The following is a 24,550-nucleotide window of genomic DNA, read 5'->3' on the forward strand; positions in this document are numbered from 1 at the left end:
AAATCGACCGACATCCGTTCATGCCGCCGACATCCGTATCCGCGCGGGCGGCCGGGGACGGTCAGCCGGCGGCGGGCGGGGTCTGCTTCGACTCGGCGTACTCGTCGGCCACGAGGCTGTGCTTCTGGATCGTGCCGTTGCGGTACGCCTGACGCCCCACCATGTGCGCCGACAGCGGAGCGGTCGCGAACTGCAGCAGAATGACCGGGATGACGATCACCAAGCCGAGCAGCATGCCGCCGATGGTGCGCTGCGACACGGCGATCGCCAGGCAGATCAGCACGAGCCCGAGCACCTGCGGCTTCGTCGCCGCGTGCAGTCGGCTGGGCACGTCGCGGAAGCGCAGCAGACCCACCGCCGCCGAGAGGCAGAGGATCGCACCGAGCAGCACGAGGATCAGCGCGATGGTCTCGGCCACGGCGGCCGGCACGGTGATCTCGAGGAACGACGTCACGGTCATGGTGTCGTGTTGTCCCTTCGTGCGACGTAGCGGGCGACGGAGATGGATGCGAAGACGCCGACCGCCGCGATGATCAGCATCACCGGCACGTTGCGGGTGTGACCGTTGATGGCCATGTCGGCGCCGAGCACGCAGAGCACCTCGGTGAGCAGCACGTCGGAGGCGACCGTGCGGTCGAGGATCGACGGTCCGCGCACGATGCGGATCACGCAGAGGATGGCGGCGATGCCGAAGACCACGAGGATGGCGATGAGCAGCGGATTCATCCGGCGCCTCCCTTCGGCGAGGCGGATGCACGGCGCGCCTGCTCCTCGTCGCGCGTGAGCGCCTGGTACTGCTCGGGCGTGCCCACCGCCCGCACGATGCGACGCTCCCAGCGCAGCACCTCGGCACGGAACCGGTCGACGTCGTCGCGGTCGCGCATCCCGATCACGTGCAGGTACAGGGTGCGCCGGTCGCGGTCGCTCTCAACGACGAGTGACCCGGGGATGAGCGATGCGGCCACGGCGACGTGGGTGGTCACGATGTCGTCGGCGTAGCGCAGCGGCACCTCCACGATCGCCGCTCCCGGCTGCCTGCGGAAGTCGAACACCTGGATCGTCACGCTGACGGCGCCCATCACCACCGCTCCGATGAAGCGCACGATGAACACCAGCGAATGCCAGAGGTTGATCCGGCCGAGCAGCTCGACCGTCGGCAGCCGGAAGACGCGGGTGACGAAGACGGCCATCACGATGCCGCTGACGACCGCCAGCGGCGTGAACTGATGCCACAGCAGCAGCCAGAGCAGCACCAGCCAGAGCATGAACGGCAGCTGCAGCAGGATGTCGCGGCGGATGCGGCGCCGGGTCTCGCGGTTCATCATGGCGCCCCCTCGTCGATCTGCTCGAGGGTGACCGGCTGCAGCAGCCCGGCACCGATGCGGTCGCACAGGGCGTACAGGGGACCGGCGAAGACCGTGAGCGCCACCGTCACCGCCACCATGCCCGCTGTGGCATACGTCATGATGGCGGGGATCTCACGCGTCTCGCCCTGCTCGTCGGCGGCCGGGGCGTTGCCCAGGTACTCGATGCGGCCGTCGTTCTCGGCGGCCCCGTCGTCCTCGCGCCAGAAGGCCAGGTTCCAGGCGCGCATCAGCGCGTAGAGGGTGAGCAGCGAGGTCAGGATGCCACCGAAGATGAGCACGATCATCAGGGGAGTGCCGACGCCGGCGGCCGCCTCGAACAGCGCGACCTTGCCGATGAAACCCGAGAAGGGCGGCAGTCCGCCCAGGTTGATGGCGGGCACGAAGTACAGCACGGCGAGCACCGGTGCCGCCTTCATCAGACCGCTCACCCGCAGGATCGACGTGCTTCCCGCCTTGCGCTCGATGAGACCGACGGCGAGGAACAGCGTGGTCTGCACGACGATGTGGTGCACGATGTAGTACACCGTGGCGCCGATGGCGTCCTCGGTCGCGATCGCCAGTCCGAAGATCATGTAGCCGACATGGCTGACCAGGGTGAACGACAGGATGCGCTTCAGCTCCGCCTGGGCCACGGCGCCGAGCACCCCGACCACCATGGTGGCGAGCGCCACCACCAGCAGCAGCGTGTTCACGTCGCTGCTGGCGAACAGCTGCGTCTCGGTGCGGATCAGCGCATACACGCCGACCTTGGTCAGCAGGCCCGCGAACACGGCGGTGACCGGTGCGGGCGCGGTGGGATACGAGTCGGGCAGCCAGAACGACACGGGGAAGATGGCGGCCTTGATGCCGAACGCGATCAGCAGCATCAGGTGGAGCACCAGCTGGGTCTCCTGCGGCAGCTGCGCCACGCGCTCGGCGACCTGCGCCATGTTCACCGTGCCGACCGCGCCGTAGATCATCGCGATCGCGGCGAGGAACAGGATCGACGACACCAGCGAGACGACGATGTACACCGCGCCGGTGCGGATGCGCGATTCGGTGCTGCCGAGGGTGATCAGCACGTACGACGCGACCAGCAGGATCTCGAATCCGACGTACAGGTTGAACAGGTCGCCCGCGATGAAGGCGTCGAAGATGCCCGCGGCGAGGATGAGGTACGTCGGGTTGAAGATCGAGATCGGCGTTTCCTCGGCGCCGTCCGCGGCACCCTGACCGATCGAGAACAGCAGCACCGCGAGCAGCACGACGCTCGAGATGAGCACGAGCAGGGCAGCCAGCCGGTCGACGTAGAGGATGATCCCGAACGGCACGGGCCAGCCGCCCACCGACACCGCGAACGGCTCGTTCGCCGCATCCACCGCGGCCAGCAGCACCGCGGCGATGATCGAGACCGCCACGAGCGTCGCCGTCGTCACGACCACCTGCAGCCGCGGGTTGCGGCCGAAGATCAGCGTGATCGCGGCTCCGAGCAGCGGCAGCATGACGATCAGTGGGACGAGTGCGCTCATGAGCGATCACCCCCGTCATCGTCCGGTTCCGCGGCGGATCGGTCGGGGACGTCCACGGGCGCATCGTCGTCGATGGCCGGATGATCGCGCATGTGCAGCACGGTGATCGGGGCGGTCGTGACGCCCACGAAGTCGGTGGTCGCGTCCTCGTCCTCGCTCGAGGACTCGTCGTCGAACAGCTCCTCCTCGGCATCCGTCCGCTCGCGGACCGCGATGTCGCCGAGGTCGTCCTCGACGGTGTCGGCCTGACCCAGCTGCCAGGAGCGGTAGATGAGGGCGAGCAGGAACGCCGACACGGCGAAGGTGATCACGATCGCGGTGAGGGTGAGCGCCTGCGGCAGCGGATCACTGACCCTCCCCTCCTCGCCATAGAAAGGCGCCACTCCGGGAACGCCCATGACGATCAGCAGCAGCAGGTTTGTCGCGTTGCCGAGCAGCAGGAACCCGATGAGAACCCGGGTCAGGCTGCGCTCCATCATCGCGTAGACCCCGGCGGCGAACAGCACGGCCATGATCACGATGAGGGTGAGGGAGACGTCCATCAGATCGTCACCCCCCGGCTGCGCATCTCGAGCGTCTGACGGTCGACTTCGGCGCCGAGGCTGCGCAGCACGTCGAGCACGAGCCCGATCACCGTCAGGTAGACGCCGACGTCGAAGATGGTCGAGCTGACGAACTCGAGGTGGCCGAGCAGCGGCACCTCCGCCTCCCACACGGCACTCTGCAGCGGAGCCATCCCGAAGAACAGCGGCACGAGAGCGGCCCCCACGGCGAGGACCAGCCCCGCGCCGAGCAGCCGACCCGCGTCGGTCGGCGCCGCCGCCCCCAGCTCCCAGCGGCCGCCGGCGATGTAGCGCATCACGAGCGCCATCCCGGCGACCAGCCCTCCGGCGAAGCCGCCGCCGGGAAGGTTGTGGCCGGCGAAGAGCAGGTAGATCGACACGAGGATGATCGTGTGGAACAGCACCCGCACGATCACCTCGAGCAGGATCGAGCGGTTCTCGGCCTTGACCTGCGGCCCGCTGACCAGCCACGCGCGCGGCGCGCCGCTGTTCTCGGCGGTCTGGAAGCGCAGGCCCTCGTCCGTCTCGACGAGCGGACGGCGGGCGGTCGACCGCCGGGTCGTCTCCGGCAGATCGCGGGTCGCCGAGAGCAGGTCGGCCCGGTGGGTGACGAAGACGAGGGATGCCACACCGGTCGCCGCCAGCACCAGCACGCTCAGCTCGCCCATGGTGTCCCATCCGCGCAGGTCGACCAGGGCGACGTTCACGACGTTCTTGCCGTGCCCGAGCTCGTAGGCGAGTCGGGGGAAGTCCAGCGAGATGGGATCGAACATGCGCGCCTGGGTGGCGACGATGGCGACGGATGCCATGACCACGCCGACGCCGATCGCCAGCACCGCGCGCGGGATGCGCCCGACCGACGCGTTGTGCTCGCCCATGCGCGACGGCAGCCGGCGCAGCACCAGGGCGAAGGTCACCATCGTGACCGTCTCGACGAGGATCTGCGTGAGCGCGAGGTCGGGGGCCCCGCTCGTTGCGAAGAGCACGACCATGCCGAGTCCGGTGACTGAGACGAGCACCACGCCGGTGTACCGCTTGCGCGCGCGCACCGCGATGATCCCGGCGACGGCCATCACGGGCGCCACGACGATCTGCACGGGCGTGTGCCAGGCGGACAGGGCCAGCCGCTCGGGCAGCGCGGCGACGAGAGCGGTGGCCTCGGCCGCGAGCAGCACCACGAAGATCGTGCCGACGTACAGCGGCAGCGACCCGCGCTGGGTGAGGCTGGTGGTGAGCACCGAGAGGCGGTCGACGCCGCGCATGACGAGGTAGTACGCGTCGGCGGCGGTGAACGGCAGCATGCGGCTGCGGCGATCCCACCGGGTGCGGATGCTGAGGGCGAACACCCCGATGCCCGCCGCGATCGCGCCGATCGAGAGCAGCAGCGCGGGCTCGAGTCCGTGCCACAGCGCGAGGTGGCCCGGCTCCTCCGGGCCCAGGCTCGTCGCGTACCCCTGCAGGGCCACGTCGACGGCGGGCGCGCCGATGCCTGCGGCGATCGTGAGACCGGCGAGCACGATCGGAGCAGACAGGAATCCGACCGGCGGGTCCGGCCATGCCGTCTCGGGCATGGCCGCGCCTTCGCGGTCCCTCTTGCGCCAGAACGCTCCCCAGAGGAAGCGGCATCCGTAGGCGGCGGTGAGCACGGCGCCGATGGTGGCCCCGATCAGCGCGACCCACCCCCAGGCCGAGCCGTGCTGTGCGTCCTCGAGCAGCGCGGTGAGCGTGGACTCCTTGGCCACGTAGCCGATCGTGGGCGCCACCCCCATCATCGAGGCGATGGAGATGAACGCGGCGGTGGCCATCACGGGCGCCTGACGTCCGAGGCCGGAGAGCTCATCGATGTCTCGCGTCGAGAGCTGTCGGTCGATCACGCCCACGATGAGGAACAGCGCCGACTTGAACAGCGCGTGTCCGATCACCAGGGCCAGGCCCGCCAGCGCCGCGGCGGGCGTCCCGTAGCCGACGGCGACGGCGAAGAAGCCCAGCTGGCTGACGGTGCCGAACGCGAGGATTCGCTTGAGGTCGGTTTCGCGCAGTGCCTGGATGCCACCGAGCAGCAGCGTCAGCACGCCGAGCGTGATGACGATCGGCCGCCACGGCGCCGACATCGCGAAGATCGGCGCGAAGCGCGCGATCAGGTAGATGCCGGCCTTCACCATGGCGGCGGCGTGCAGGTAGGCGCTCACCGGGGTGGGCGCGGCCATCGCCCCGGGCAGCCAGAAGTGGAAGGGGAAGAGCGCCGACTTCGTGATCGCGCCGATGAGCAGCATGACCACCGCGGCATCGATGAGAGGTCCGGTCGGTGCGAGGGCGAGCAGCTCCCGGATGCTCGCCGTGCCGGCCTCGATCACGAGCAGGATCACCCCGACGAACATCACCAGGCCGCCGAGCGTCGTCACCAGCAGGGCCTGCAGAGCAGCGCGTCGGCTGGCGGCGCGGCGCCGGTAGTGGCCGATCAGCAGGTACGACAGGATGCTCGTGAGCTCCCAGAACATGACGAGCATCACCAGATCGTCGGTGAGCACGAGGCCGTACATCGCGCCGGCGAAGCCCAGCAGCACGCCGGCGAACTGACCGACCTCGCGTCCGTCGTCGAAGAAGTACCAGCGGCAGTACAGCAGCACGAGTGCGCCGACCCCGGTCACGATCAGCGTCAGCACCCACCCGAGCACGTCCATGCGCATCGAGAGGTTGAGCCCGAGCTGAGGAATCCAGCTGTACGACTCGAACGGGGCATCGCGAGCATCCATCACCTGCGGCGTCTGCACGAGTGTGTGCACGAATGCGGCGGCGGGAATGAGCGCGCCGAGCACGAATGCCTGTGCTCCGAGCCAGCGCACCAGGAAGGGGAGAATCACAGACCCTGCCAGGAACACGGCGAGGAGCAACAGCATAAGCGGCTCCTCAAGCTCGTCGAGGCCTTCCGGCACAGGCGGGCGATGTGACTCTATTCTACGGGCGCATCTGCACCGATCGGCGCCGCGGCTCGTAATCTGAGGGCATGAGCATCCGATTCCCGCATGGTGTGACGGTGCCCGAGATCGGCATCGGGACCTGGTTCGTCGGCGATGAGCCGTCGCGTCGCGACGAGGAGATCGACGCCATCCGAGCCGGGCTGGATGCCGGGCTGCGCGTGATCGACACCGCGGAGATGTACGGCGACGGACGCTCGGAGCAGCTCGTCGGCGAGGCGATCCGCGGGCGGCGCGACGAGGTCTTCCTGGTGAGCAAGGTGCTGCCGTACAACGCGTCGGCCGCGGGCGTGCGCTCTGCCGTGCAGGCGAGTCTGCGCCGGCTGGGCACCGACCGTCTCGACCTCTATCTGCTGCACTGGCGCGGCTCGGTGCCCTTCGACGAGACCGTCACCGCGTTCGAGCGGCTGCAGCAGGACGGCGACATCGTCGCGTGGGGTGTCAGCAACCTCGATCCGGATGACATGACCGAGCTCCCGCACGGATGCGCGACCGATCAGGTGCTCTACAACCCGATCCGCCGCGGTCCGGAACTGGACCTGTTCCCGATGCTGCGATCCCAGGGCATTCCGGTGATGGCATATTCGCCGCTCGAGCAGGCGCGGCTGCTCGATGACCCTCGGCTGCAGGCCCTCGCGGCCGACAGCGGCCTCACCGCGGCGCAGCTCGTGCTGGCCTGGGTGATCCGCGAGGGCGATGTGCTGGCGATCCCGAAGGCCGGTTCCGTGGCCCATGCCCGGCAGAACGCGGCCGTGCTCGGCATGACGCTGCCCGCCGACGTGCGGGCGGAGATCGACCGGCTGTTCCCGGCTCCGCGACGACCGGTCCCGCTCGAGATGCTCTGAGTGCGTCGACGCCCCGGGGTCAGAGTCGCTCCGCCGGCGGCGCCACCGTCTCGCCGGCGCGGAACTGGCACGTGAAGTGCACCGACTGGCCCTCCTGGCCCTCGAGCATCCGGGCCACCTGCTCCCCCGCCGCGCGCCCCTTCGCCAGTGCCGGCTGCGCCATGGTCGTGAGCTTCAGCGAGCCGAGCCCGTCGGCGGCGATGCCGTCGAAGCCGACGACGGTGAGGTCGTGCGGCACGCGAAGGCCGAGGTCCTCGGCCGCACGGATCGCCCCGACGGCGAGCAGGTCGCTCTGCGCGACGATGGCGGTCGGCCGGTCGGTGCGCACCGCGCCTCTTTCATCGGCCAGCAGCATCCGCGCGGCGAGATACCCCTCGTCGACCAGGCTCGCCGCGGCTGAGGCGCCGGTGCCGTCGGGGAAGATCTGACGAAAGCCCGCGAGCCGGTCCAGGGTCACGGGCACCGTCGCGTCGACCACCCGCTGCGCAGTCAGGGGGGCGCGCTCCCGGGCGGAGTCGAGCGGCAGGGTGATGGTCGCGGCAGCGCTGTGTCCCAGCCGTCGCACGTGGCGGGCGATGATCGCACTGGCCTCTCGGTTGTCGAGCGAGACCTGGGGCACGTCGTCTCCGGCGTCGCCCTCGATGACGACCACGGGCAAGCCGCGCTGCCGCACGGCGTCGAGCACCTCGCGGGTGCGCGGCGAGCATCCGATCAGCACCACCGCGTCGACCGGAGCATCGATGATCGGCGGCGGCTCGTCGTCGCGCGGGTCGTCGCGCAGCAGCAGGATGCCCGCGCTGATCGACGCCAGCGCGTCGGTGAGTCCGTCCATCATCACGGTCGTGACCGGGTCGAGGAAGGCGTGCCGCAGCTCCCCCGCGAGCACGACGCCTACGATGCCGCTGCGACCCGTGCGCAGCGACGCGGCGCGCGGGTCCGGCCCGGCGTAGCCGAGTGCGGCTGCGGCGGTCAGCACCTTCTCGCGCGTCGCCTCGGCGACGTTCACCTTCCCGCTGAACACGACCGAGGCCGTCGAGGTCGACACCCCCGCCCGGCGCGCGACGTCGGCGATCGTCGCTCGACGCGGTCCCGGGCTCATCCTCCGAGGATAACCCGGCCCTCGCCCGGCCGGCCGCGGGGATCGAATCGTTTCGATTACGATGGTCGAATGGACACCGCCCTCACCCGCTCGCAGTTCGTCCGCTGGCGCATCGCGATCTTCGCGATCTTCCTCGCCAGCGGTCTGTCGATCGCGACGTGGGCCTCCCGGGTGCCGAGCATCGCGGCCGCCCTGCAGATCGACAAGGCGCAGATCGGCCTGCTGCTGCTCGGCATGGGCATCGCGTCGATCATCGGCATCTCCACCGGTCCGCTCGTCATGGCTCGCACGGGGGCGCGGCTGGGCATGCTCATCGGGATGCTGATGTTCGGCTCGGGAGTCATCCTCATCGGCCTCGGCACCGACGTGCTCGGCTCCGTGCCCGTCGTCATCGCCGGTCTGGTGCTGTTCGGCTTCGGCAACGGCTCGGTCGACGTGATGATGAACGTCGAGGCCACTGCCATCGAGCAGCAGATGGGCAGAACGATCCTGCCGGTGTTCCACGCCTTCTTCAGCTTCGGCACCGTCATCGGCGCCGGTGCGGGCGCAGGAGCGGCCCTGCTGTCGATGAACGTCGCGGCGCACGCCGGGATCATCGGCGCGATCATCCTCCTCGCCGCGGTCGTCTGCTTCTTCCAGGTGCCGGTGCGCGAGGCCGCGCTCGACCCGTCGCCCGGTGAGAAGGCGTCGTTCGGCCAGCGCATGCACACCGCGCTCGAGGCGTGGCGCGAGCCGCGCACCTACGCGCTGGGCGTCGTCATGCTCGGCATGTCGTTCGCCGAGGGCGGCGCCAACGACTGGATCGCCCTCGGTGTCGTGGAGGGTCACGGCGAGGAGGTCGGCATGGGGGCCCTGGCCCTCACGGTGTTCTCCGTGGGCATGACCGTCGTGCGCCTCTTCGGCGGTCCGCTCGTCGATCGCTTCGGTCGAGTCGCGGTGCTGCGCGTGCTGGCCGCGACCGCGGCATCCGGCATCCTGCTCTTCATCCTCGCCCCGAGCCTCCCGCTGGTGCTGCTGGGCGCCGTGCTGTGGGGCATCGGCGCCTCGCTGGGATTCCCGCTCGGCATGTCCGCCGCCGCCGACGATCCCGCCAAGGCGGCCGCGCGCGTCAGCGCCGCGGCGACGATCGGCTACGTCGCCTTCCTCGGCGGCCCACCCGTTCTCGGCCTGATCAGCGAGCACATCGGGCTGCTGAACACGCTGTTCATCCTCGTCGCGCTCGTGATCATGTCGGGGCTGTTCTCGTCGGCCGCGAAGCCGCTGCACGCCGACGAGCCGGCGCTGACGAAGTAGGCTCTTCGGGTGCGTCTCGTCATCGCCCGCTGCTCGGTCGACTACACCGGTCGGCTCAACGCCCATCTGCCCCTCGCCACCCGCCTGCTGGTGCACAAGGGCGACGGCAGTCTGCTCGTGCACTCCGACGGCGGCAGCTACAAGCCGCTCAACTGGATGAGCCCGCCGTGCTCCTTCGCGCCTGAGGTGCCCGGCGATGAAGAGGCGAGCGCCGGCGTCGTCGAGGTGTGGCGCGTGACGCACCGCAAGACCGGAGACGCGCTGCGCGTGCAGATCTACGAGATCATCCACGACTCGCAGCACGAGCTCGGCATCGATCCGGGCCTGCAGAAGGACGGCGTGGAGGCCGACCTGCAGCGCCTGCTCGCCGAGCAGGTCGACCTGATCAGCGAGGGCGCGACGCTGGTGCGTCGCGAGTACCCGACGGCGATCGGGCCGGTCGATCTCGTGGTGCGGGATGCCCGTGGCGCCGCGATCGCGGTCGAGGTGAAGCGCCGTGGCGACATCGACGGCGTCGAGCAGCTCACGCGGTACCTCGAGCTGCTGGGGCGCGACCCGCACCTCGCGCCCGTCACCGGAGTGTTCGCCGCCCAGGAGATCAAGCCGCAGGCCCGCGTGCTCGCCGAAGACCGCGGCATCCGCTGCGTCGTGCTCGACTACGAGGGCATGAAGGGCCTCGAGTCGGGCATCCCCCGCCTGTTCTGACCGTCACGCCCCACGCACCCCCACGCCGAGAGCACGGGACGTCACCGACTGCACGGCTCCTTCGCGCGAACGTCCCGTTCACTCGCCGAGGTCCCGTGCTCTCGACGCCAGGGGAAGAGGTGTGTCGCCGGCACCCTAGGCTGGATGCATGTCCGCCTCGCCCTACACCTGCATCCTCTGGGACGTCGACGGCACCATCGCCGACGCCTCGGCCGGCATCCTTCCCCGTCTGCGGCAGGTGTTCGCGTCGTACGGCCTGGCCGAGCCGGATCCCGATGCGCTCTCGCTCTGGATCGGACCGCCCATGCTCGAGTCGTTCCAGCTCCGCGCCGGCATGGACGCCGTGCAGGCCGCGGAGGCGGTGCAGCGCTATCGCGCCCTCGCGGCGGCCGATGGATACGCGGCCTCGGTCGACCTCTACCCCGGTGTCGCCGAGGTGCTGCACGCCGTGCACGCAGCGGGCATCCCCCAGGCGACGGCCAGCACGAAGCCCGAGAACCAGGTGAAGGCGATCCTCGACCACTACGAGCTGACGCCGCTGTTCACCGCGGTCTCGGGCGCACGAGTCGGATCCGTCGGCAACCACGACGGCAAGGCGTTCGTCATCGGCCAGGCGCTCGAGCGGCTGCAAGCCGCCGGGGCGGACGTCTCCCAGCCCGTGCTGATCGGCGACCGCCACCACGATGTCGACGGAGCGGCCGAGCACGGCATCCCCGTCATCTTCTCGGAGTGGGGCTTCGGTCGGCCGGATGAGGCGGTCGGAGCGAAGGCGCGGGTCGCCGGTGCCGACGAGCTGCACGCTCTCCTGCTCGGCTGAAACCCGCGGGGCACAGTCCCGCAGACGCAGAACTCCCCGATGCCGTTCGGCACCGGGGAGTTCGGAACCCGCCTCAGAGAGGGCGGATGTTCTCGGCCTGCAGGCCCTTGGGGCCCTGCGCCACATCGAACTCGACGCGCTGGTTCTCGTCGAGCGAGCGGTAGCCGTTGGACTGGATCGCGGAGTAGTGCGCGAACACGTCGGCGCCTCCGTCATCGGGGGAGATGAAGCCGAAGCCCTTCTCCGAGTTGAACCACTTGACCGTGCCCTGGGTGCTCATTTACTGCCGTTCTGCTGATTGCTATGCCGACGCAGGACGCCCCGACTGCGCTAACGCTATCCCAGGCGACCCGTTCGTCAACAGGTCGGAGTCGAAGGTGATGCAAATGTTGCACGAAATGTGGATGGCCCCCACCGCGGGGGGAGCGGTGAGGGCCGAAGACGACCGGAGGGTGCGTCTGATGTCAGCATACACACTTTTTTGAAAATTTGTCCCCCATATGGGGGACAAATCGGCCAAACGGTGTCATGATGAGAGCGGCACCCGAGCCTCACCATTTGGGGAAGGCGCAGGCGAGGGGCCGGCTGCATGCGGAGATCGTCGGAAACTGGGGAGGTAGCCGTCACCGAAGGGGGATTCGGAGAAAAGCGATCAGATCCCACCGCACGCTCCTTCAGGATACGTCGTGAAGGACCTCATGGGGATTGCAGGCTCGGAGAGGAACGTCAGCACAGCGAGGCCGACGTTCTCTCCGAGCCGCTTCATGTCTCCGGCGAGCCAGCCGCGGCGATAACGCCGGCCGCCTCGCCTGTCAATCCCTTGGCTCGAATGGGCGTCGCGGTGACACGCTGGCATTTCCAACGTCAGACCGGGCGGCGATGCCGCCCCGAACGGAGGGAAACGACATGGGAGCCATGGACGACGCCAAGCACAACACCGAGAAGCTCGTGGGCAAGGCCAAGGAGGGCATCGGCGATGCCACCGACAACGAGCGCCTTCAGGCGGAGGGCAAGACCGACCAGGTCAAGGCCGACGCCAAGAAGATCGGCGACGACGTCAAGGACGCCTTCGACAAGTAGGCCCCGAGGCCGCCGTGCCTGACAGAGCGCCGCCGACCTCCGGGTCGGCGGCGCTCGTCGTATCAGCCTGTCGTGACGAGGAGGTTCGATGGATGCCACACGGTTCGGCATCGAGGAGGAGTTTCTGCTGCTCGACGCGTCCGCCCTCGTGCCCCTCTCGGGCAGCGAGATCGTCGCCCAGGTCAAGGGCCCCGCACCCGAGGGCGGTGCGATCACCTCCGAGTACCTGACATGCCAGTTCGAGTGCGCGACCGATCCCGTGCGCACGCTGACCGCCGCCGGCACCCAGCTGGACGCGATGCGCGGGATGCTGGCGCGGCTGGCGCCCGAGAACGCGCTGATCGCGGCGACCGGCGCGCCGCTGGCGCAGTGGGGCGCCCCGTTGATCTCACCCTCGACGCATTACGACGACGTGTCGACGCTGCTCGGGCAGCTCACCCGGCAGCACGCTGTGAACGGCCTGCACGTGCACGTCGAGGTGTTCGGCGACGAGGAGCGGGTGCGGGCGCTGCGTCGCGTCCGCGCCTGGCTGCCTGTGCTGCTCGCGCTCAGCGCCAACTCGCCGTTCACCTACGGCGTCGCATCCGGTCTGGCGAGCTGGCGCAGCGTGCTCATCCGCCGGCTGCCCGTGTCGTGGGCGCCCCCGGCGTTTCGCGACGCCGACGAGTACCACCGCACCGTCGATCAGGTGGTGCGCATCGGCCTGCTGCCCTCACGCGGCTCGACCTCGTGGGCGGTGCGCCTGTCGGAGCGGTTCGACACCGTCGAGGTGCGGGTCGCCGATGCGCAGCTGCGGGTGGACGACGCCCTGCTGCTGGCGGCGTTGACGCGCGCGATCGTCGTGGCGGACGACATGTCCGATGCGGCGCCGCCGGCGGCCGAGCTCGACGCCGCGTTGTGGCTGGCCGCGCGTCACGGCATGCACGCGCGGCTGTTCACGCCGGAGGGCGGCGTCGAAGACGCCTGGGCGGCGGTGCAGCGGATGCTCGAGGGCATCCGCCCCGCCCTTGAGCATCTCGGTGACGCAGCCTTCGTCGACGAGCATCTGGGTCGGCTGCGCAGCGAGGGCACCGGATCGCAGCGGCAGCTGACGGCCTACGGCACCGGTGGTGTGCACGCTCTCGCCGATCTGTACCGACGGTGGTGATCCCACACAGAGAGCACCGCCGGAAGCGGCGGCGTCGGCCTATCATCCGAGTATGGGACGACTGAAGTACGACGGCACCGCTGCACCGATCACTATCGATGACGCGACGCTCGCGCATCTCAAGATCGTCATCGGCACGAAGCTGCGGCGCAACGAGAGCTTCCTCATGACGTGGGTGCGCGGCGCGGACGCCGAAGATGCGCGCACCACCATCTGGGTGCACCCCGCCATCCCCCTGCAGTTCGGCTTCGACACCGCGGTGCTCCCGCCGATCGAACCAGAGCGCGTGTCGACGATCATGTCGGCTCTGAATGCGAGCGGCGAGCTCGTGCTCGACGAGTACCTGTACACGCCCACGCCCGGACACTCCTGACGTACGCCGTACGCCGTGCGTCCGGCGATCGCGCACGCGGGGACGCGCCGGAAAAGAGATGAGACCCGCGATCCTTCCGGATCCGGGTCTCATCTCATCGTGTGCGCGAGGGGGGACTTGAACCCCCACGCCCTTGCGAGCACTGGCACCTGAAGCCAGCGCGTCTACCTATTCCGCCACTCGCGCATCGTCTCGTTCCGAAGAACTCAACCTGGAAAGGCTATCACGACGGACGGCCTGCTTCGAACCGGCCGGACCCCAAGAAGCGGTTATCCAGCCTGCCTGACTACGATGGCCCTACCGGTCTGCATGCCAGAGGAGCCCCGTGGGACTACTTGACAGCTTTGAGAAGGGTCTTGAGCGCGCTGTGAACAGCGCCTTCGCCAAGACCTTCCGCAGCGGCGTGCAGCCCGTCGAGATCGCTTCGGCGCTGCGGCGCGAGGCCGACACGAACGCGGCTGTCGTCAGCCGCGACCGCATCATCACCCCGAGCGACTATCTCGTGCGGCTCAGCCCCGACGACCACGAGCGGATGCGGGCACTCGGCCGCGCCCTGCACGACGAGCTGTTCGCGCTGCTGACCGCACACGCTCGCACCCAGGGCTACAGCTTCGCCGGCCCGCTGCACATCTCGATGGAGGCCGACGAGCGCGTCGCCACGGGGCTGGTGCGGGTCAACTCCTCGTCGGTGGAGAGCACGGTCGACTGGCAGGGCGTCGTCGAGATCGACGGCCGCCGACACCCGCTCACCAGCGCACGCACCGTCATCGGCCGCGGCAGCGACGCCGACATCACCATCGCCGACGCCGGCTCCAGCCGCCGTCACGCCGAGATCCTCTGGGACGGCGAGCGCGGGATGCTGCGCGATCTGGGCTCCACGAACGGCACCAAGGTCGATGGGCACAAGATCCGCGAGGTCGGCCTCGCCCCCGGAACGTCATTCACGATCGGTCGCACCGAGCTGACCTTCCAGGTCGTTCCGGCATCCCCGAGTTCCAGTCGAGGAGTCACCCATGAGTGAACTCGTGCTCCTGCTGCTGCGCATCGGATTCCTCGTGCTGCTGTGGTTCTTCGTGTTCGGCGTCGTGTACTCGTTGCGGGCGGACCTCTTCGGGGTCCGCGTGCGCAAGATGCCCGCCGGCGAGGCCGCGGCGGTGCCTGCGGCGGCATCCCCCGCTCCGCAGCCGTCGAAGAGCACCCCGGCGAACCGCGTCCCGACCCATCTGATCATCACCTCCGGCCCGAAGACGGGCCTGGAGGTGCCGCTCGGCTCGGCCGACTCCCTCTCGATCGGCCGCTCCAGCGAATCCGGTCTGGTGATCCGCGACGACTACACCTCCAGCCATCACGCGCGCCTGTCGAAGCGCGGTGACATCTGGACCATCCAGGATCTCGACTCGACAAACGGCACCTACCTCGCCGGCCGCCGCCTCGGCGACAAGCCTCTGCAGGTCGAGATCGGCACCCCGATCAAGGTGGGCGCCACGACGTTCGAGCTGCGGTCGTAGGGCGCCGCATCGAGATGGTCTTCGAGGGCTCGAGCGCTGCGATCTCCCACACCGGGAAGGTCCGCTCCAACAACCAGGACTCCGGTTACTCCGGCGCCAACCTCTTCGTCGTCGCCGACGGCATGGGCGGTCACGCCGGCGGAGACGTCGCCTCGACCATCGCCATCTCGCGCATGGAGGCCCTCGACCGCGGCTACTCGTCGACCGACGATGCACAGGCCGAGCTGCAGGCCGCGGCGACCACCGCCGCGTCGGACCTCGTGCGCGCCTCGAAGGAGCGCCCCGAGCTGGCGGGTCTGGGCACCACGCTCTGCGCGATCGTGATGGTCGACGACCACGCGGTGATCGGTCACATCGGCGACTCCCGCATCTACCTCTACCGCGACGACGCGCTGACGCAGATCACCACCGACCACACCTTCGTGCAGCGGCTGGTCGACTCGGGCCGCATCACGGTCGAAGAGGCTCGCTACCACCCGCGTCGCTCGGTGCTGATGCGCGTGCTCAGCGATATGGACATCGCCCCCGACCTCGACATGTTCGTCATGCCGACGCGGCCGGGCGATCGCTGGCTGCTGTGCTCCGACGGGCTGTCCGGTGTCGTCGACGACGAGCACATCGCCAAGGCGATGCGTCTCGGACTCGCGCCCGGCCGCACGGCCGACAACCTGCTCAAGCAGGCCCTCGACGGCGGCGCACCCGACAACGTCACCATCGTGCTCGTCGACGTGGGCGGCGCACATCCGCTCTCCTCCGGCACTCCCACCATCGTCGGTGCCGCGTCGAACCCATCCGACCTTCCCGTGCCCGCGCCGCGACCGTCGCTCACCGGATGGCTGCACCCCGTGCTGCAGGCCGCCAACGAACCCAGCCACTTCGAGCCGGACTCCGACGACTTCTTCGAGGAGATCATCGAAGAGGACCGCCGCCGCGCACGTCGCCGCCGCTTCGCCTGGCTCTTCGCCCTCTTCGTCGCCATCCTGGCGCTGGTCGGCGCGGGCCTGTTCGCGTACAACTGGACGCAGACGCGCTACTTCGTCGGCGCCGACGACGACAGCGTCGTGATCTACCGCGGCGTGCAGCAGAGCATCGGGCCCTTCTCGCTCTCGACGGAGGTGGAGGACACCGGCATCCTGCTCGCCGATCTGCAGTCGTACCAGCGCTCGTCGGTCGAGCGCACGATCAACGCGCGGTCGCTGTCCGACGCCCGGGCGATCACCGATCGGCTGGCGAAGATGGTGCTGCCGATCGAACCGGCGCAGCCCCAGCCGTCGCCCAGTCCCGCAGCCACGACGGAGGTGCCGACGCCATGACCGCCGTCTCAGCCGACACCAGCGTTCTGAAGGCGCTGAAGAAGATCCGCACGCCACAGAAGCAGCGCAACCGCGAGTTCTGGCTGCTGCTGTTCGCGCTGCTCATCTCGGGGGCATCCCTCACGCTCGTGCAGCTGGGGGCACTCGACAGGATCGACCCGATGATCCTCGTGTTCGGCGGCGGGCTCGCCGTGCTCGTGTTCGCGCTGCACGTCGTGCTGCGGGTCGTGGCATCCGACGCCGATCCGTTCGTGCTGCCGATCGCCACCGTGCTCAGCGGCCTCGGCATCGCCATGATCTATCGCATCGACATCGCCAAGAACTTCACCGGCTGGGACTCGTTCGCGAACAAGCAGCTCGCCTGGACGGCCATCTCGCTGGCCGGCGCGATCGCGATCGTCATCGCGCTGCGCAACTACCGAGTGCTCTACCGCTTCACCTACATCTCGGGGCTCGCCGGCATCGTGCTGCTGATCCTGCCGTTCATCCCGGGCCTGCGCGCCCGCGGCGTCAACGCCGATGTGTGGGTCTCGATCGGGGGCATCTTCTCGTTCCAGCCGGGCGAGCTGGCGAAGATCTGCCTGGCGATCTTCTTCGCCGGATACCTGGTGCGCACCCGCGAGAGCCTCAGCTCGGTCGGCAAGCGATTCCTCGGCATCACGTGGCCGCGCATGCGCGAGCTCGGACCGGTGCTCGTGGTGTGGCTCATCTCGCTGCTGATCATCGTGACCCAGCGCGACCTGGGCACCGGCGTGCTGATCTTCGGCATGTTCATCGCGATGCTCTACGTCGCCACGGGCAAGACGAGCTGGGTGCTGATCGGACTGGTCGGCGTCGCCACCGGTGCATTCCTCGCCACCCGCATCCTCGCGTACGTGCAGCGCCGCTTCACGAACTGGCTCGACGCCTTCAACCCCGAGATCATCTCGCGCGACGGCGGCAGCTACCAGCTGGTGGAGGGGATCTTCGGCCTCGCGCACGGCGGGCTGATCGGTACCGGATGGGGTCAGGGGCGTCCGCAGATCACGCCACTCGCGCACAGCGACTACATCATCCCGAGCCTCGGCGAAGAGCTGGGGATCGTGGGCCTGTTCGCCATCCTCTGCCTGTACATGGTGTTCGTCAGCCGTGGACTGCGCATCGGCATGGCAGGTCAGGACGACTTCGGCAAGCTGCTGGCCACCGGCCTGTCGTTCACGATCGCACTGCAGGTGTTCATCATGGTCGGCGGCGTCACCCGGGTGATCCCGCTCACCGGTCTCACCACACCGTTCCTCGCGGCCGGCGGATCGTCGCTCGTCGCCAACTGGCTCATCGTCGCGCTACTGCTGCGCATCAGTGACGCGGTGCGCCGCCAGCCCCGGGTGGTGATCGGCTGATGACGAAAGAACTCCGCAGACTGAGCTTCGTCATCCTCGCGATGTTCCTGTCGCTGTTCGTCGCGACGAGCTGGATCCAGGTGGTCGACGCCGACAACCTGGCGCAGAACCCCGCGAACACCCGCACGCGCCTCGACAGCTATCAGATCCAGCGCGGCTCGATCATCGTCGACGGCACCGCGATCGCCACGTCCGTCTCGGCGGATGACCGGTACCAGTACCAGCGCGTGTACACCGATCCCGCTCTGTGGGCGCCGATCACGGGCTACTACAACCCCGTGCTCGACTCGCGCACCGGCATCGAGCAGGCACTCAACTCCGACCTGTCGGGCACCGGATCGAACGCGTTCTTCGGCGAGATCGAGCGCATCCTCTCCGGTCAACCGCAGCAGGGCCTGAGCGTCGAGCTGACAATGGACCCCGCCGCGCAGCGGGCGGCGTACGAGGCGCTTGACGGGCTGCAGGGAGCCGTCGTCGCGCTGGAGCCTGCGACCGGCCGCGTGTTGGCGATGGTCTCCACCCCCGGGTTCGACACGAACGCTCTCGCGGCGCACGATCCGGCCGCCGTCAACGCCGAGCACGACCGCCTCGCGGCCGACCCCGCCAAGCCGCTGTACAACCGCGCCATCGGCGGCAATCTCAATCCCCCCGGGTCGACGTTCAAGGTCGTCGTGGCGGCCGCGGCACTGGCATCGGGCGAGTACACGCTCGACTCCACCTTCCCCAACCCGGCTCGGTACACCCTGCCCGGCACGAGCACGACCGTCTCGAACGCCTGGGGCGGGACGTGCGGCGACGGCGAGACGACCACGCTGGCCCAGGCGCTGAAGCTCAGCTGCAACATCCCGATGGCCGAGCTCGCGGTCGAGCTCGGCGACCAGAGCATCCGCGAGATGGCCGAGAAGTTCGGCTTCAACGCCGAGCTCGAGATCCCGCTCGCCGTCACCCCCTCGAGCTACCCGTCCGGGCTCAGCGACGACGAGACCGCGCTGTCGGGTTTCGGGCAGGGCAAGGTCACCGCGACCCCGCTGACGATCGCGATGGTCGCAGCCGGTATCGCCAACGAGGGCACCGTGATGAAGCCGCGGATGGTCGACGCCGTGATCGGCGACGACTTCGCGGTGCACACGCAGTTCGAGAACGAGGTGTTCGGCGAGGCGCTCGACCCCGAGGCCGCCCAGGCGCTGACCTCGGTGCTGGTCGAGGGCGTCCGTTCCGGAGCGGCGACGGGTGCAAGAATAGACGGCGTCGATGTCGCCGGAAAGACAGGCACGGCCGAGAACGGCGGCAAGCCGTACTCGCTGTGGTTCACAGGTTTCGCGCCTGCGGAGGATCCGCAGGTCGCGGTGGCAGTCGTCGTCGAAGACGGCGGTGGAAGAGGCAAGTCGGGCAGCGGCAACACGATCGCCGCTCCGATTGCCAAGAAGGTCATAGAGGCGGTGCTGGGCAGATGAGGCCGACGCAGGGTGTGTCGTTCGGAGGACGCTACGAGCTGTTGTCGCGGATCGCGATCGGCGGCATGGGCGAGGTGTGGGAGGCGACGGATCACGTCATCGGCCGCACCGTCGCCATCAAGATCCTCAAGGACGAGTACATGGGCGATCCCGGGTTCCTCGAGCGCTTCCGCGCCGAGGCCCGTCACGCCGCGCTCGTCAACCACGAGGGCATCGCCAGCGTCTTCGACTACGGCGAGGAGAACGGCTCCGCCTTCCTCGTGATGGAGCTCGTGCCCGGCGAGGCGCTCTCGACGATCCTCGAGCGCGACGGCGCGCTGAGCGCCGACAAGACGCTCGACATCGTCGCCCAGACGGCATCGGCCCTGCAGGCCGCGCACGCGGCGGGGTTGGTGCACCGGGACATCAAGCCGGGAAACCTGCTGATCACTCCCGACGGACGGGTGAAGATCACCGACTTCGGCATCGCGCGCATCGCCGACCAGGTGCCGCTGACCGCGACCGGCCAGGTCATGGGCACGGTGCAGTACCTCTCCCCCGAGCAGGCCTCGGGCCACGCCGCGTCACCCGCGACCGACGTGTACTCGCTGGGCATCGTCGCGTACGAGTGCCTGGCGGGCAAGCGCCCGTTCACCGGCGAGTCGCAGGTGGCGATCGCCATGGCGCAGATCAACGAGCAGCCCCCGCCGCTGCCCGACTCGGTGCCCGTGCCGGTGCGCAACCTCGTGATGGCGATGATCGCGAAGAAGCCGGCGGATCGGCCGTCGTCGGCCGCCACGGTCTCGCGCGCCGCGCAGGCGCTGCGGCGAGGAGACCTGAACTCGGCCGCGATCGCCGTTCCGGCCATCGCCGGCGCAGGGGTGGTGGATGCCGATGACGCGACGCGCATCCTGAACGGGGTCGGCGGCGAGGATGCCACGCGCATCATGCCCACCACCGCGCAGCTGCCCGCCGGTGCCGCAGTGGCCGCGACGACAACCGAGCCCGAGGAGCCGAAGAAGCGCAAGCGCAGCCCGTGGACATGGCCGCTCATCGCCCTGATCGCGCTGCTCGTGCTGGTGCTCGGCGGCACCCTGATCGCCATGCTGAGCAATCAGGACGAGGCGAAGCCGGTGGCGCCGACCTCCACGTCCGCTAAGCCGAAGCCCACGCAGAGCACTCCGACGCCGACCGAGACCGAGAAGGCGCTGGTCGATGTCGGTGCGCTGCAGCTGACCGACCGGCCGTGCGACGAGGCCAAGCAGATCCTCGCCGACAACGACCTCGTCGGGGAATGCGTCGAGGGCAACACCGCCGCGAGCTCGCCCGACCGCGCGGGCTGGGTGCAGAGCGTGAGCGACGAGGGCAACGTCGAGGTGGGCTCGACCATCACGCTCACGACGTACAAGGCGGCGGTGACCATCCCCGAGCCGGGATCCAAGCCCACCCTCAGCGACACCCCCACCACCGGAGCCACGGTCACCCTCAACTGGACGAACTTCGAGTGCCCGTCGGGTGTTCCCCCGCTGAGCGCCTACAGCGTGAAGATCACCAACGCGACGTTCGCCGACGGCAGCGCGGAGCGCAGCTTCGGTCGCGGTGAGCTCAGCGCACCCATCACGATCACCGGCACCCCCGGGGCCACGGTCACCGCCAGCTACGTGGCGTACTGCGGCGACGAGCTGCCCTCGCCGCGGTCGCCGCAGATGGAAGAGCAGATCCAGGCGCTCGACACCCCCACCCCGCCCGCCGAGGGCGAGGGCACCGGCACCGAGGGCACCGAGGGCGCCCCCGCCAGCGAGTAATCTGGAAGACACTGTCTGAGAGATCTGAGGGGGGCGTCCGTGTCGCCAGAGCCGCGCATCATCGCCGGGCGCTACCGCGTCGATGAGGTCATCGGTCAAGGCGGCATGGCCAAGGTGCACCGCGGCTACGACCTGACGCTGGGTCGCGACGTCGCCATCAAGATCCTCGATCCCGAGCTCGCACGCGACACCGCGTTCCGCACGCGGTTCCGCCTCGAGGCGCAGGCGGCATCGCGCATGTCGCATCCCTCGATCGTGCGGGTGTACGACGCGGGCGACCCGTCGTCGAGCTCAGACGCCCGACGGTCCGGCGACGGCGCGGCGCAGACCGAGCCGTACATCGTGATGGAGCTCGTGCACGGCACTCTGCTGAAGGACATCATCGCGAAGGGCCCCCTGCCGGTCGCCGACGCGATCCGCTACGCCGACGGCATCCTCGAGGCCCTCGAGTACTCGCATCGCGCCGGCGTGGTGCACCGCGACATCAAGCCGGGCAATGTGATGATCACCGACAAGGGCGCCGTGAAGGTGATGGACTTCGGCATCGCCCGCGCCGTGTCGGATTCGTCGTCGACCGTCGCCGAGACGACGCAGATCCTCGGCACCGCCGCGTACTTCTCGCCCGAGCAGGCCAAGGGCGAGTCCGTCGATGCACGCACCGACCTGTATTCGGCCGGCGTGGTGCTGTACGAGATGCTCACCGGCCGCCAGCCCTTCCGCGGCGACTCCCCGGTCGCGGTCGCATACCAGCACGTCAGCGAGACGCCGACGCCTCCGACCGAGATCAACGAGCAGGTGCCCCGCTCGCTGGATGCCATCGTGCTGCGCGCCATGGCCAAGGATCCCTACCAGCGCTTCCCCGACGCCGGATCGTTCCGTCTCGCGCTGAAGAACGTGTCCGATGGCGGGACGCCCAGCAAGAAGGACATCGGCGCGCTCACCAGCGAGCTGTACGGACCGAACCCGCGCCACGCGCAGGAGACCGCCCGCTCACTGCGGCAGCTGAGCACCGACACCACCATGACGCGCACGCAGTCCGGCCCACCGGTCGCGTGGATCTGGGCCGGCGTCGCGCTGCTCGCCGTGCTGCTGATCTCGGTGCTCATCTGGGTCATCACGCTGACGATGCGCCCGAACGATGTGCCGACGACCTCGGTCACCGTGCCCAACCTCGTCAACCTGACCTCCGACGAGGCCCAGGAAGCCCTGGAGGACAACGGCCTGGTGCCGGACATGCGTCGAGAGTCCAGCATGGACTTCGAGGAAGACCATGTGATCCGCTCGTCGCCCACGACGGGCGCCAAGCTGACCGAGGGCACCTCGGTGATCGTGTACGTGTCGACCGGCGCCGACACGATCGAGATGCCGGTGGTGGAGGGTCTCGCGCAGGACACCGCCAAGCAGGTGCTCGCCGATGCGAAGCTCAAGCTCGGCACGGTGCGTCCGCAGAACGACAAGGACGCCAAGGCCGGCACCGTGCTCAGCGCCAGCGAGGCCGCGGGCGAGCAGGTCGCCCCGGGCACCGTCGTCGATCTCGTGGTCGCGAGCGGGCTGGTCACGCTCGAGGACATGACGGGATTCTCGATGGATGCCGCCACCGGGCAGCTCGAGAAGCTGGGCCTCGAGGCCAAGCCGGTCGAGCTGGGCCCGTGCACCGAAGGCCAGATCCCCGACGTGGTCGCCTCGATGTCGGTCTCGCCGGGTGAGGTGGCGATCCATTCGACGGTGGAGCTGCGCTACTGCGTGACGCCCGCGGGCTGATCTCGCCGCGCCGACGCGAGCCAGTTTCCCAGCAGGCGGTGCCCGCTCTCGGTGAGCACGCTCTCGGGGTGGAACTGCACGCCGAGGATCGGCAGAGTCGCGTGCTGCACGGCCATGATCGTGCCCTGCTCGGTGCGGGCCGTCACCCGCAGCACCGCGGGCAGCGTGGTGTCGGAGAGGGCGAGCGAGTGGTAGCGTCCGGCGGCGAACGGCGAGCGGATGCCGTCGAACAGCGCCGACCCGTCGTGCGTCACCTGCGAGACCATGCCGTGCATCAGCTCGGGTGCGGCCCCCACCACGCCGCCGAACGCCTCGCCGATCGCCTGATGTCCGAGGCACACGCCGAGCAGTGGCATGCCGGTCTCCGCGCACAGGTGCACGACCGCGATCGACGCGCCCGCATCCGCGGGTGTGCCGGGGCCGGGTGAGATCATCACCGCATCGAACCCGCGCAGCATCTCCTGCCAGTGACGGCGCACCACGGCATCCGGAGCGTCGCCGGCGGCATCCGCCTCGACCATCTCGACCTGCGCGCCCAGCTCGCGCAGATATCCGATCAGCGTGTGCACGAAGCTGTCGTGATTGTCGACGACCAGAACCCGCACGCTCACTGCAGATCCACCTCCCCGGGGGTGACCAGGGGGCTGATCCAAGGGAAGACGTGGAAGAACAGTGCGTAGAGCACCGCGGCGACGACCGCGATCACGATCAGCAGGCGCACCCACCACGGGCCGGGCAGCAGGCGCCAGAGTGCGGCGTACATCAGAGAGCCTCCCGGGCGGATGGCTTCGCCTCGTCGACGGGGGTGAGCGAGTCGGGCGGGCCGTCCGCTCTTGGCTGGAATCCCTCGAAGACGCCGTAGGCGACGATGCGCTCGGCGAGGGAGTACAGCGGAGAGCAGGCGGTGAGGGTGATGAGGCGGTCGCCGGCGGGCGTCTCGGGCATCTGCGGCACATCGAGCAGCACGTCCCCTGCCGAGGGCTTCACGTACTGCAGGTTGCGGAACCGGTAGGTGAACCACCCGTCTCGGGTCTCGACGACGATCGCGTCACCCAGGCGCAGCTCGTCGATGCGGTTGAACGGCTTGCCCCACGTGGTGCGGTGACCAGCGAGCGAGAGGTTGCCCATCTCACCCGGCATCTTCGACTGCGTGTACAGCCCGATCCCGATCCGGTCGAGGGTGCGCTCACGGCTCGTGCCGCCCGCGATATTCACGTTGTAGTCGTCGCCGAAGCGGGGGATGCGCATGTTGGCGAAGATCTCGGCATCCGCCGGATGCGACAGCACCGGCAGGGTCTGCACCGTCCCGCCGTCCTCGTCTTGCGCGAGCGGCGGCGCCGGCACCTCCTCGTCGGCCCACTGCGCCGAGAGGGCCGCGCCCTTCGCGTTGTTCTCGGCCCCGATGATGAGGTCGCCGATCCACATCTGCCAGGCGATGAACAGCAGCACGAGCACGCCGGCGGTGAGCAGCAGCTCACCCATCACGCTGGCGAACGTCGCACGCGACTGCGGTCGTGGTCTCGAGCGGTCTCGCGGCGCCGGGGGAGTCGCGACCGCATGCATGAGGGGAAGTCTATTC

25 protein-coding genes and 1 tRNA gene are annotated in these 24,550 nt (G+C 69.2%); 14 read left to right on the top strand and 12 right to left on the bottom strand.

The features are described from left to right. Nucleotides 1-61: 61 nt before the first annotated feature. Genes mnhG through V2S04_RS00520 form a run of 6 tightly spaced genes read right to left on the bottom strand, consistent with a single transcriptional unit; the run spans nucleotide 62 to nucleotide 6,335 of the window. Nucleotides 62-460, bottom strand: coding sequence for a monovalent cation/H(+) antiporter subunit G (mnhG, locus tag V2S04_RS00495; protein WP_099196001.1), 399 nt, complete (start codon nucleotides 458-460; stop codon nucleotides 62-64). After that, on the bottom strand, nucleotides 457-726 hold the full coding sequence (locus tag V2S04_RS00500; RefSeq protein ID WP_099196000.1) for a monovalent cation/H+ antiporter complex subunit F: 270 nt from the start codon (nucleotides 724-726) through the stop codon (nucleotides 457-459). The genes mnhG and V2S04_RS00500 overlap by 4 nt, the downstream gene beginning before the upstream one ends. Further along, nucleotides 723-1,325, bottom strand: a complete 603-nt coding sequence (locus V2S04_RS00505) for a Na+/H+ antiporter subunit E (protein ID WP_413636574.1) — start codon at nucleotides 1,323-1,325, stop codon at nucleotides 723-725. Before V2S04_RS00505 ends, V2S04_RS00500 begins: the two co-directional genes overlap by 4 nt. Next, entirely contained in the window at nucleotides 1,322-2,875 is a 1,554-nt protein-coding gene (locus V2S04_RS00510) for a Na+/H+ antiporter subunit D (RefSeq protein ID WP_413636576.1), read from the bottom strand. The genes V2S04_RS00505 and V2S04_RS00510 overlap by 4 nt, the downstream gene beginning before the upstream one ends. Then, nucleotides 2,872-3,417, bottom strand: a complete 546-nt coding sequence (locus tag V2S04_RS00515; protein ID WP_413636578.1) for a Na(+)/H(+) antiporter subunit C — start codon at nucleotides 3,415-3,417, stop codon at nucleotides 2,872-2,874. The genes V2S04_RS00510 and V2S04_RS00515 overlap by 4 nt, the downstream gene beginning before the upstream one ends. Continuing rightward, nucleotides 3,417-6,335, bottom strand: coding sequence for a Na+/H+ antiporter subunit A (locus V2S04_RS00520; RefSeq protein WP_413636580.1), 2,919 nt, complete (start codon nucleotides 6,333-6,335; stop codon nucleotides 3,417-3,419). Before V2S04_RS00520 ends, V2S04_RS00515 begins: the two co-directional genes overlap by 1 nt. Nucleotides 6,336-6,442: 107 nt before the next feature. Between V2S04_RS00520 and V2S04_RS00525 the strand changes: the two genes are divergently transcribed. Next, nucleotides 6,443-7,258: an aldo/keto reductase gene (locus V2S04_RS00525; protein WP_413636582.1), complete on the top strand. Its 816-nt coding sequence runs from the start codon at nucleotides 6,443-6,445 to the stop codon at nucleotides 7,256-7,258. Between the two features lie 19 nt (nucleotides 7,259-7,277). Here V2S04_RS00525 and V2S04_RS00530 read toward each other — a convergent pair whose 3' ends face one another. Further along, on the bottom strand, nucleotides 7,278-8,357 hold the full coding sequence (locus V2S04_RS00530; protein WP_413636584.1) for a LacI family DNA-binding transcriptional regulator: 1,080 nt from the start codon (nucleotides 8,355-8,357) through the stop codon (nucleotides 7,278-7,280). Nucleotides 8,358-8,426: 69 nt separating this feature from the next. Between V2S04_RS00530 and V2S04_RS00535 the strand changes: the two genes are divergently transcribed. From V2S04_RS00535 to V2S04_RS00545, 3 genes are all read left to right on the top strand, one after another. Beyond that, nucleotides 8,427-9,650 (top strand): MFS transporter, encoded by a 1,224-nt coding sequence (locus V2S04_RS00535; RefSeq protein WP_413636586.1) that lies wholly within the window; start codon nucleotides 8,427-8,429, stop codon nucleotides 9,648-9,650. A 9-nt stretch (nucleotides 9,651-9,659) separates the two neighbouring features. Next, entirely contained in the window at nucleotides 9,660-10,355 is a 696-nt protein-coding gene (gene nucS, locus V2S04_RS00540; protein ID WP_413636588.1) for an endonuclease NucS, read from the top strand. Between the two features lie 148 nt (nucleotides 10,356-10,503). Beyond that, the gene (locus V2S04_RS00545) at nucleotides 10,504-11,172 is read left to right on the top strand and encodes an HAD hydrolase-like protein (RefSeq protein ID WP_413636589.1); all 669 of its coding nucleotides are present in this window, start codon (nucleotides 10,504-10,506) and stop codon (nucleotides 11,170-11,172) included. 73 nt (nucleotides 11,173-11,245) lie between these two features. Here the strand turns inward: V2S04_RS00545 and V2S04_RS00550 are convergent, their stop codons facing one another. Next, the gene (locus V2S04_RS00550; protein ID WP_110555044.1) at nucleotides 11,246-11,452 is read right to left on the bottom strand and encodes a cold-shock protein; all 207 of its coding nucleotides are present in this window, start codon (nucleotides 11,450-11,452) and stop codon (nucleotides 11,246-11,248) included. A gap of 626 nt (nucleotides 11,453-12,078) precedes the next feature. Between V2S04_RS00550 and V2S04_RS00555 the strand changes: the two genes are divergently transcribed. From V2S04_RS00555 to V2S04_RS00565, 3 genes are all read left to right on the top strand, one after another. Continuing rightward, nucleotides 12,079-12,252 (top strand): CsbD family protein, encoded by a 174-nt coding sequence (locus tag V2S04_RS00555; RefSeq protein WP_099196818.1) that lies wholly within the window; start codon nucleotides 12,079-12,081, stop codon nucleotides 12,250-12,252. Nucleotides 12,253-12,340: 88 nt separating this feature from the next. Further along, nucleotides 12,341-13,399 (top strand): YbdK family carboxylate-amine ligase, encoded by a 1,059-nt coding sequence (locus V2S04_RS00560; RefSeq protein WP_413636590.1) that lies wholly within the window; start codon nucleotides 12,341-12,343, stop codon nucleotides 13,397-13,399. A 52-nt stretch (nucleotides 13,400-13,451) separates the two neighbouring features. Then, nucleotides 13,452-13,772, top strand: a complete 321-nt coding sequence (locus V2S04_RS00565) for a hypothetical protein (protein ID WP_413636591.1) — start codon at nucleotides 13,452-13,454, stop codon at nucleotides 13,770-13,772. 102 nt (nucleotides 13,773-13,874) lie between these two features. Here V2S04_RS00565 and V2S04_RS00570 read toward each other — a convergent pair. Beyond that, nucleotides 13,875-13,958 (bottom strand) — tRNA-Leu (locus V2S04_RS00570). A gap of 139 nt (nucleotides 13,959-14,097) precedes the next feature. On the opposite strand from V2S04_RS00570, the gene V2S04_RS00575 reads away from it, so the two are divergent. Genes V2S04_RS00575 through pknB form a run of 7 tightly spaced genes read left to right on the top strand, consistent with a single transcriptional unit; the run spans nucleotide 14,098 to nucleotide 22,971 of the window. Further along, a complete protein-coding gene (locus tag V2S04_RS00575) occupies nucleotides 14,098-14,793 on the top strand; it encodes an FhaA domain-containing protein (RefSeq protein ID WP_099195106.1) in 696 nt (231 codons plus the stop codon). After that, entirely contained in the window at nucleotides 14,786-15,280 is a 495-nt protein-coding gene (locus V2S04_RS00580; RefSeq protein WP_099195105.1) for an FHA domain-containing protein, read from the top strand. Before V2S04_RS00575 ends, V2S04_RS00580 begins: the two co-directional genes overlap by 8 nt. Before the next feature lie 14 nt (nucleotides 15,281-15,294). Then, nucleotides 15,295-16,593 (top strand): PP2C family protein-serine/threonine phosphatase, encoded by a 1,299-nt coding sequence (locus tag V2S04_RS00585; RefSeq protein WP_413636593.1) that lies wholly within the window; start codon nucleotides 15,295-15,297, stop codon nucleotides 16,591-16,593. Continuing rightward, nucleotides 16,590-17,972 (top strand): FtsW/RodA/SpoVE family cell cycle protein, encoded by a 1,383-nt coding sequence (locus tag V2S04_RS00590; protein ID WP_099195103.1) that lies wholly within the window; start codon nucleotides 16,590-16,592, stop codon nucleotides 17,970-17,972. The genes V2S04_RS00585 and V2S04_RS00590 overlap by 4 nt, the downstream gene beginning before the upstream one ends. Continuing rightward, on the top strand, nucleotides 17,972-19,426 hold the full coding sequence (locus V2S04_RS00595; RefSeq protein WP_413636596.1) for a peptidoglycan D,D-transpeptidase FtsI family protein: 1,455 nt from the start codon (nucleotides 17,972-17,974) through the stop codon (nucleotides 19,424-19,426). The genes V2S04_RS00590 and V2S04_RS00595 overlap by 1 nt, the downstream gene beginning before the upstream one ends. Beyond that, nucleotides 19,423-21,210: a serine/threonine-protein kinase gene (locus tag V2S04_RS00600; protein WP_413636597.1), complete on the top strand. Its 1,788-nt coding sequence runs from the start codon at nucleotides 19,423-19,425 to the stop codon at nucleotides 21,208-21,210. The genes V2S04_RS00595 and V2S04_RS00600 overlap by 4 nt, the downstream gene beginning before the upstream one ends. A 39-nt stretch (nucleotides 21,211-21,249) precedes the next feature. Then, on the top strand, nucleotides 21,250-22,971 hold the full coding sequence (gene pknB / locus V2S04_RS00605; protein ID WP_413636598.1) for a Stk1 family PASTA domain-containing Ser/Thr kinase: 1,722 nt from the start codon (nucleotides 21,250-21,252) through the stop codon (nucleotides 22,969-22,971). Here pknB and V2S04_RS00610 read toward each other — a convergent pair. The 3 genes from V2S04_RS00610 to V2S04_RS00620 are packed head-to-tail and all read right to left on the bottom strand — an operon-like array spanning nucleotide 22,947 to nucleotide 24,534. Continuing rightward, nucleotides 22,947-23,582, bottom strand: coding sequence for an anthranilate synthase component II (locus tag V2S04_RS00610; RefSeq protein ID WP_413636599.1), 636 nt, complete (start codon nucleotides 23,580-23,582; stop codon nucleotides 22,947-22,949). The two genes, pknB and V2S04_RS00610, sit on opposite strands and share 25 nt — an antisense overlap. Continuing rightward, nucleotides 23,579-23,734: a DUF4175 domain-containing protein gene (locus V2S04_RS00615; protein ID WP_146222049.1), complete on the bottom strand. Its 156-nt coding sequence runs from the start codon at nucleotides 23,732-23,734 to the stop codon at nucleotides 23,579-23,581. The genes V2S04_RS00610 and V2S04_RS00615 overlap by 4 nt, the downstream gene beginning before the upstream one ends. After that, nucleotides 23,734-24,534 carry a class E sortase gene (locus V2S04_RS00620; RefSeq protein WP_413636601.1) on the bottom strand — a complete coding sequence of 267 codons (801 nt, stop codon included), beginning with the start codon at nucleotides 24,532-24,534 and terminating at the stop codon, nucleotides 23,734-23,736. The genes V2S04_RS00615 and V2S04_RS00620 overlap by 1 nt, the downstream gene beginning before the upstream one ends. Nucleotides 24,535-24,550 lie beyond the last annotated feature (16 nt).

This window comes from Microbacterium sp. OR21 (assembly GCF_047306785.1).
In the GTDB taxonomy this organism is placed as follows: domain Bacteria; phylum Actinomycetota; class Actinomycetes; order Actinomycetales; family Microbacteriaceae; genus Microbacterium; species Microbacterium esteraromaticum_E.

Bases quoted from the DNA above. Each gene is read 5' to 3' on its own strand.
- mnhG (WP_099196001.1), bottom strand. From the start codon at position 460: ATGACCGTGACGTCGTTCCTCGAGATCACCGTGCCGGCCGCCGTGGCC.
- V2S04_RS00500 (WP_099196000.1), bottom strand. From the start codon at position 726: ATGAATCCGCTGCTCATCGCCATCCTCGTGGTCTTCGGCATCGCCGCC.
- V2S04_RS00505 (WP_413636574.1), bottom strand. From the start codon at position 1,325: ATGATGAACCGCGAGACCCGGCGCCGCATCCGCCGCGACATCCTGCTG.
- V2S04_RS00510 (WP_413636576.1), bottom strand. From the start codon at position 2,875: ATGAGCGCACTCGTCCCACTGATCGTCATGCTGCCGCTGCTCGGAGCC.
- V2S04_RS00515 (WP_413636578.1), bottom strand. From the start codon at position 3,417: ATGGACGTCTCCCTCACCCTCATCGTGATCATGGCCGTGCTGTTCGCC.
- V2S04_RS00520 (WP_413636580.1), bottom strand. From the start codon at position 6,335: ATGCTGTTGCTCCTCGCCGTGTTCCTGGCAGGGTCTGTGATTCTCCCC.
- V2S04_RS00525 (WP_413636582.1), top strand. From the start codon at position 6,443: ATGAGCATCCGATTCCCGCATGGTGTGACGGTGCCCGAGATCGGCATC.
- V2S04_RS00530 (WP_413636584.1), bottom strand. From the start codon at position 8,357: ATGAGCCCGGGACCGCGTCGAGCGACGATCGCCGACGTCGCGCGCCGG.
- V2S04_RS00535 (WP_413636586.1), top strand. From the start codon at position 8,427: ATGGACACCGCCCTCACCCGCTCGCAGTTCGTCCGCTGGCGCATCGCG.
- V2S04_RS00545 (WP_413636589.1), top strand. From the start codon at position 10,504: ATGTCCGCCTCGCCCTACACCTGCATCCTCTGGGACGTCGACGGCACC.
- V2S04_RS00550 (WP_110555044.1), bottom strand. From the start codon at position 11,452: ATGAGCACCCAGGGCACGGTCAAGTGGTTCAACTCGGAGAAGGGCTTC.
- V2S04_RS00555 (WP_099196818.1), top strand. From the start codon at position 12,079: ATGGGAGCCATGGACGACGCCAAGCACAACACCGAGAAGCTCGTGGGC.
- V2S04_RS00560 (WP_413636590.1), top strand. From the start codon at position 12,341: ATGGATGCCACACGGTTCGGCATCGAGGAGGAGTTTCTGCTGCTCGAC.
- V2S04_RS00565 (WP_413636591.1), top strand. From the start codon at position 13,452: ATGGGACGACTGAAGTACGACGGCACCGCTGCACCGATCACTATCGAT.
- V2S04_RS00580 (WP_099195105.1), top strand. From the start codon at position 14,786: ATGAGTGAACTCGTGCTCCTGCTGCTGCGCATCGGATTCCTCGTGCTG.
- V2S04_RS00585 (WP_413636593.1), top strand. From the start codon at position 15,295: ATGGTCTTCGAGGGCTCGAGCGCTGCGATCTCCCACACCGGGAAGGTC.
- V2S04_RS00590 (WP_099195103.1), top strand. From the start codon at position 16,590: ATGACCGCCGTCTCAGCCGACACCAGCGTTCTGAAGGCGCTGAAGAAG.
- V2S04_RS00595 (WP_413636596.1), top strand. From the start codon at position 17,972: ATGACGAAAGAACTCCGCAGACTGAGCTTCGTCATCCTCGCGATGTTC.
- V2S04_RS00600 (WP_413636597.1), top strand. From the start codon at position 19,423: ATGAGGCCGACGCAGGGTGTGTCGTTCGGAGGACGCTACGAGCTGTTG.
- V2S04_RS00615 (WP_146222049.1), bottom strand. From the start codon at position 23,734: ATGTACGCCGCACTCTGGCGCCTGCTGCCCGGCCCGTGGTGGGTGCGC.
- V2S04_RS00620 (WP_413636601.1), bottom strand. From the start codon at position 24,534: ATGCATGCGGTCGCGACTCCCCCGGCGCCGCGAGACCGCTCGAGACCA.